Source organism: Pelagibacterium montanilacus (assembly GCF_003992665.1).
Lineage (GTDB): Bacteria > Pseudomonadota > Alphaproteobacteria > Rhizobiales > Devosiaceae > Pelagibacterium > Pelagibacterium montanilacus.
The window spans coordinates 1-5744 of record NZ_RZMX01000035.1 but is presented as its reverse complement, the minus strand read 5'-3'; the positions used below and the strand labels follow the sequence as shown (position 1 = coordinate 5744).

Below are 5744 nucleotides of genomic sequence, written 5' to 3'. Positions count from 1 at the left end.
TTTTCCGGTAATGTCGGGTTGTTGAAGCCACAATCCGAAAGGACCACCGATGACCACCGATATGATGAACCTTCGCGCTCTGGTCGAACAGACCCCCGACGCCGATATTTTGCGTGAGATGATCGGCTTTGCCGCTGAACGCCTGATGGAGATGGAAGTGGGCGCTGCCACAGGCGCTGGTTATGGAGCGAAGAGCTCCGATCGCCTGGCCCAGCGCAATGGGTATCGCGACAGAGACTGGGAGACACGCGCCGGCACTGTCGAGCTGCGCATTCCCAAGCTGAGGACAGGGTCCTATTTCCCAACCTTCCTGGAGCCGCGCCGCATGGCCGAGAAGGCTCTAACCGCAGTTATCCAGGAAGCTTACATCCAGGGCATTTCCACCCGATCAGTCGATGATCTGGTCAAGGCCATGGGGATGGGCGGCATCTCCAAAAGTCAGGTGAGCCGGCTGTGCGAAGAGATCGACGATAAGGTCAAAGCCTTCCTCGATCGCCCCATCGAGGGTGACTGGCCCTATCTGTGGATTGATGCCACTTACCTCAAGGTGCGCCGCGGTGGGCGTATCGTCTCGGTCGCCGCCATTATCGCCATCGGCGTCAACAGTGATGGCAGGCGTGAGGTTCTGGGCATGGAGATCGGGACCTCGGAAGCCGAGCCGATCTGGACAGCGTTTCTGCGCAAGCTGACCCGGCGGGGGCTACGTGGGGTCAAGCTCGTGATCTCCGATGCGCACGAAGGGATCAAGGCGGCCGTCAGCAAGGTGTTGTGCGCCACTTGGCAACGATGCCGGGTTCACTTCATGCGCAACGTTCTTGCCCATGCCGGAAAGAGCGGGCGCCGTGTCGTCTCTGCCTTCATCGCCACGGCCTTTGCGCAGGAAACACCAAAGGCGGCCAGTGCGCAATGGCGCGCCGTCGCCGATCAGATCCGACCCAAGGTGCCCAAGCTGGCCACCCTGCTCGATGAGGCCGAGCCTGATGTTCTGGCCTACATGTCGTTCCCACGCGAACACCGGACCAAATTGCACAGCACGAACCCAATCGAGCGTCTCAACGGCGAAATCAAGCGGCGCACCGATGTCGTGGGCATCTTTCCCAATGATGACGCCATCGTGCGCCTCGTGGGCGCGTTACTGCTCGAACAGAACGATGAGTGGGCCGTCCAGCGCGCCCGCTACATGACACTGGAAACAATGAGCCAGATGAGCGATGATCCCCTCATCAGCCTGCCGCCCCTGGCCGGCTGATCCGACACCGGCAGTGCCGGGAAATGCGTGGCGGCCCAAACCAACCTACACCACGCCAGGGGACACCATCCTTTTTGGCTTCCGAGGGTTTTGGTCTCGTCGAAGTGACGAAGGAACGACGATGAGATCAAAACCCTCCTTACACCACAAGCTCAAATCTGTGCCATTGGTGCTGACGGGGAACAGCATTAGATGCAGGCGGGTTCGAGCGCCTCACCGAACCGGCGCAGCAGCGTGCGAACACGAATTGTACGACGGAAGGATGCGAACGTCGATCGATCGCGCGCGGTCGTTGTATACCCTCAAGTATCAACGCCGGAGGTATAGCTCGAGCATGGCGGGCTGTTGCCTGGGCCCAATACCGCCTCCGGCCGCGCCCTAACGCCCCCGCCGACGTGGCGGCTAGGCGCAACGGCCCGCCACCGATCCAATCAGTCGAATATGGTGGCGTAGAGGTCCATCAGCTTGGCCTTTTCCTCCATGCCTATCCCCGGCGATGCAGGCATGTCCACATATCCGTCCGAGACCCTGGCTCCGTCGGAAAATCCACCGAAGGGCGGGAAAATGCCGGGATAGGATTCATTGCCCCCCAACCCCATGCCCGCCGCGATCGACAGGGCGAACTGATGGCCGCCATGGGGTATGCACCGGCGCGCCGACCAGCCCGCCTGCGCCATCATCGCAAGCGTGCGTGTGTATTCGACCAGCCCGTAGGACAGGGCCGGATCGAACTGGAAAATGTCCCGGTCCGGCCGCATGCCGCCATATCGGATCAGGTTCCGGCAGTCCTGATGGGAGAACAGGTTCTCACCAGTGGCCATCGATCCCGAATACACCTCGCCCAGCGTCGCCTGCAGGGCATAGTCCAGCGGGTCGCCTGCCTCCTCGTACCAGCGCAGACCGTAGCCATCGAGCGCGCGCGCATAGGCAAGGGCGGTTTCCAGGTCGAAGCGCCCATTGGCGTCCACCGCCAGCCGGCTTCCATCGCCGTCGAGCATCGCGATCGCGGCCTCGATCCGCGCGAGGTCTTCGGCAAGCGGCGCCCCGCCGATCTTCATCTTGACCACCGAGTACCCCATTTCGAGGTAGCCCGACATTTCCTTTTGGAGCGCTGAATTGTCCTTGCCGGGATAGTAGTACCCCCCCGCCGCGTAAACGAACGCCTTGTCTTCGTGGAGGCCCCCGTTGAACCTGTCGGCCAGGACCATATGCAGCGGACGGCCATCGATCTTAGCCACGATGTCCCAGAGCGCCATGTCCACGATACCGACCGCCACCGATCGTTCGCCATGTCCACCCGGCTTCTCATTGCGCATCATCACGTCCCAGGCGCGGAAGGGATCGAGCGTTTCTCGTTCCGTGTCCATCAGGTCCGCGGGATCGGCCTCCTCAAGGCGCGGGAGGATGCGATGCCGCAAAATGCCGGACTGCGCATAGCGGCCATTGGAATTGAAACCATAACCCACCACCGGCTTGCCTTCGCGGATGACATCGGTCGTGATCTTGACAACCGAGACATCCATCTTGGAGAAGTCGATATAGGCATTCCGGATGTCCGACGCGATCGGAACGACGGCCTCCTGGATGCGGGTGAGCTTCATGCTTGGGGCTCCTCGTCCTTCCAGATCGGATCTTGTGTGAACGTGCCGCCCTGATAGACGGACTCGGCTGCGTCAGCGGGTGGGCGGGGCACCGTCTTCCTGATGTCCTCGCGGAATCGTCGGCTCGACTCTATGGGCACCCATCCCAGATAGCCGGCTGCCGAATTGTCCCACCAACCCTCGTCATTGTCCGACGCGCCCCAAACGACGGGGCACCCCAGCCGGGGGACGGAAAACGCGGTTTCGATGAGCGACGCAAAGTCGTCAGGGCTGAACCAACTGGCGAGCATCCGGTGAGTGCTCGGCGCCTCATAGAGAGAGCCGATCCGCACGATCGCGGTTTGCTGACCGAACTTGTGGAAATACATGCGCGCCATCTGCTCACCGAAGCATTTGGATACGCCGTAGAGTCCGTCGGGTCGGGTGGGCACGTCCGCGTGAAGGCGCTCGTCCTGGCCGTAAAAGCCGATCGTATGGTTTGTGCTGGCAAAGACGATCCGGGGCAGGCCGTTCGCACGCGCCGCCTCGTAAAGATTATAAACCCCGAGCAGGTTGGCGTTCATGATGTTGGCGAAGGTGTTTTCCTTGGCCACACCCCCCAGGTGCACGATGCCGTCGCAGCCGGCAACGATGCGCGCCATGCCGACCTCGTCGCCCAAATCGCACGCCATGAATTCCTCGTTTGCCCCCAAACCGGCAACCTCGAAAACATCGGTAAGCCGGATCGCGTCGGCCAGATGCGCGATACGCGACCGCAGCAGCGTTGCCACGCCGCCAGCAGCTCCCGTGATCAGAATCCGTTTCATGGAACTCCCCTCGCCCTCCGGCTGCATATTTCTGTCAGACTGAATTTCAAACCTATATTATAGGGTGACCGCAACGCAAGGTGAGACGAACGTGCCATCCCGCTGCTAGCCTGAAACATTGATCTTTCGCCATGGATACTTGTCAGCTAGGTTTTGCGCTTCGTGTTGAAGTCGAGGGTACGGCGTCATGAAGATCACCGGCATCAGGACCACGCGGGTTGCGGTACCCCTGCCCGGCCCTATCGCGAACGCCACCGCTCGCATCGACACCATATCGTGCGTCCTCGTCCATCTGGATACCGAGTCCGGCGCCACCGGCGAGGGCCTCGTCTTCTCGATCCGCCCCGGCCACATCTCACTGCTGGAAGCCAGCCTCGCCATGCTCATACCAGACGCGATCGGTCTCAGGGTGGATCAGAGCGAACGCTTCGTTACCCAGGCGATGGCAGCAATGAGCTTTCTCTCGGCTGCGGGTGCACCAGTTCTGGCCCTGTCCGCCATTGAATCCGCCATGTGGGACGCACGGGGCAAGATTGCCGGCATGTCGGTCTCTTCCCTCCTTGGGCGCAGTCGCGATGCGGTGCCGGTCTATGCGAGCTCTGGCCTGTGGACCAATCAGGGCATTGAGGACATCGTCGAGCAAGCCAGACACTCTCGCGACTCTGGCTTTGCAGGTGTCAAACTCCGACTCGCAGGATCACCTGATTTCGACCTCCCGCGCCTCGAGGCTGTCCGCAGGGCTATCGGACAGCACATGGCCATCATGGTCGACGTTAATCAGGGCATGGACGCAGCAGCGGCGATCTCGCTGGGACGAATGATGGAGCCCTACGCCATTGCGTGGTTCGAGGAGCCCGTCCCGGTCCACGACCCTCGGCTAACCGCGCACGTGAAAGCAGCCCTCGATGTCCCCGTGGCTATCGGGGAGAGCGAATTCACTCACCACGGGATATCCAGGGTCCTTACCGCTGGCGCGGCCGATATTCTGATGCCGGACCTCCAGCGCATGGGCGGGGTAGCTGAGTTCATGCGCGCAGGCGCAATGGCCGGGGCGGCCGGTGTTCCCGTCTCCTCGCACCTCTTTCCTGAGATGAGCCTTCACCTGATGGCCAGCCTGCCCAACGCCAGCCTGCTCGAACATGTGGACTGGTTCGCGCCTCTTTATCGAGAACAGATGGAGATTGCCGATGGCCACTGTGCCGTGCCCGACCGCCCCGGTTGGGGGTTTTCGTTCGATCAGGATGCAATCGAACGCTATAGTGTCTGAATGAAGTTCGACCTGCTTGTTCCCTGCCGCGCCGAAGTCGGAGAATCCCCGGTCTGGGATGGCCCGGCCAACCGGCTCTGGTGGGTGGATGGCCCGCCGGGTATTCTCTACCGGCTCGACCTCGAAACCCGCGCTCTCGCCCACTGGACCTTCGGCCGCCGCCTGGGCTCGATCGCGTTGACTCCTGACAACCGCGTCCTGCTCGCGCTGCGCGACGGATTGCACCTCTTTGATCCCCACACCGAAGAGCTGGTGTTTCTCGTCCATCCCGAGCCCGGTGGCGTGGACAATTTCCTCAATGACGGCAAGGTCGGCCCCGACGGCGCCTTCTGGATCGGCAGCGCCGGCATCGCCCCCGATGGCGGCCCGGCCGGCGCGCTCTATCGCGTCCTGCCCGACGGCACCGTGACAAAAAGGGTGAGCGAGGTCTTCACCTCCAACGGGCTCGCCTGGAGTGCGGACGGCAAGACCATGATCCACTCCGATTCCCGCGGCCAGTGGATCGACCGCTACCGCTTCGATCCCGCGACCGGCGAGATGTCACAGCGCAGGCGGATCGCCACCCCCGGCCCCGCCGATGGTCGTCCCGATGGCGGCGCGTTCGACCGCGACGACTGCTACTGGAGCGCCGGGGTCTCGGCCGGTTGCGTCAACCGATACGCCATGGATGGCACTCTGCTGGCCCGCTACCCGATGCCGGCCCTCGCTCCCACCATGCCGTGCTTTGGCGGCCCCGACATGCGCCACCTCTTCGTCACCTCGCTGCGGCGCAAGGACGATGCGACGGACGCCTGCGGGCACCTCTACTGGACGACCACCCA

5 protein-coding genes are annotated in these 5744 nt (G+C 62.5%); 3 read left to right on the top strand and 2 right to left on the bottom strand.

Features of this window, described 5'->3' with window-relative positions:
* Positions 1-49: 49 nt before the first annotated feature.
* Positions 50-1249 carry an IS256 family transposase gene (locus tag EO136_RS11005; protein WP_127143937.1) on the top strand — a complete coding sequence of 400 codons (1200 nt, stop codon included), beginning with the start codon at positions 50-52 and terminating at the stop codon, positions 1247-1249.
* Between the two features lie 431 nt (positions 1250-1680).
* Here the strand turns inward: EO136_RS11005 and EO136_RS11000 are convergent, their stop codons facing one another.
* On the bottom strand, positions 1681-2850 hold the full coding sequence (locus EO136_RS11000; RefSeq protein ID WP_127144473.1) for a mandelate racemase/muconate lactonizing enzyme family protein: 1170 nt from the start codon (positions 2848-2850) through the stop codon (positions 1681-1683).
* Positions 2847-3656, bottom strand: a complete 810-nt coding sequence (locus EO136_RS10995; RefSeq protein ID WP_127144472.1) for an NAD-dependent epimerase/dehydratase family protein — start codon at positions 3654-3656, stop codon at positions 2847-2849. Before EO136_RS10995 ends, EO136_RS11000 begins: the two co-directional genes overlap by 4 nt.
* A gap of 187 nt (positions 3657-3843) precedes the next feature.
* Between EO136_RS10995 and EO136_RS10990 the strand changes: the two genes are divergently transcribed.
* Together EO136_RS10990 and EO136_RS10985 are read left to right on the top strand one after the other, a co-directional pair.
* Complete coding sequence (locus EO136_RS10990) at positions 3844-4923, top strand: mandelate racemase/muconate lactonizing enzyme family protein (protein ID WP_127144471.1); 1080 nt, start codon at positions 3844-3846, stop codon at positions 4921-4923.
* Positions 4924-5744, top strand: an 821-nt coding sequence (locus EO136_RS10985) for an SMP-30/gluconolactonase/LRE family protein (protein WP_164730425.1), incomplete at its 3' end; no start/stop codon positions are given.

Bases quoted from the DNA above. Each gene is read 5' to 3' on its own strand.
- EO136_RS11005 (WP_127143937.1), top strand. From the start codon at position 50: ATGACCACCGATATGATGAACCTTCGCGCTCTGGTCGAACAGACCCCC.
- EO136_RS11000 (WP_127144473.1), bottom strand. From the start codon at position 2,850: ATGAAGCTCACCCGCATCCAGGAGGCCGTCGTTCCGATCGCGTCGGAC.
- EO136_RS10995 (WP_127144472.1), bottom strand. From the start codon at position 3,656: ATGAAACGGATTCTGATCACGGGAGCTGCTGGCGGCGTGGCAACGCTG.
- EO136_RS10990 (WP_127144471.1), top strand. From the start codon at position 3,844: ATGAAGATCACCGGCATCAGGACCACGCGGGTTGCGGTACCCCTGCCC.